Genomic DNA, 481 nt, shown 5'->3' with positions numbered 1-481 from the left:
CTGGCCTTGAACGAGTTGTTTGTGCCGCTGCTGCAGCGCCAATACCCCGAGATCACCGATTTCTATTTGCCGCCCGAAGGCTGCAGCTATCGGCTGGCCGTGGTCAGCATCAAGAAGTCCTACCCCGGCCACGCCCGGCGTGTGATGTTTGGCATCTGGAGTTTTTTGCGCCAGTTCATGTACACCAAGTTCATCGTGGTGGTCGATGACGACATCAATATCCGCGACTGGCCGGACGTGATCTGGGCCATCACGACGCGGGTCGACCCGACGCGCGACACCCTGCTGGTGGACAACACACCGATTGATTACCTCGACTTTGCCTCCCCGACAAGCGGACTGGGCAGCAAGATGGGTATTGACGCCACCAACAAGTGGCCGGGCGAGACCAGCCGCGAGTGGGGCCGCACCATGCAGATGAGCCCTGCAGTCATGGCCCGAGTCGATGAGGTCTGGCAGACATTGGGTTTATAAGCCAAAT

At 59.3% G+C, this 481-nt stretch carries 1 pseudogene; it reads left to right on the top strand.

Features of this window, described 5'->3' with window-relative positions:
• Window positions 1-474, top strand: a pseudogene (locus B3V69_RS04905) (UbiD family decarboxylase domain-containing protein); the annotation flags it as partial.
• Between the last annotated feature and the right edge of the window lie 7 nt (window positions 475-481).

The sequence above is a fragment of the Rhodoferax sp. UBA5149 genome, from assembly GCF_002413825.1.
GTDB lineage: Bacteria > Pseudomonadota > Gammaproteobacteria > Burkholderiales > Burkholderiaceae_C > Rhodoferax.
The sequence above is the reverse complement of the archived record's forward strand: the minus strand, read 5'-3'. Positions and strand labels throughout refer to the sequence as shown.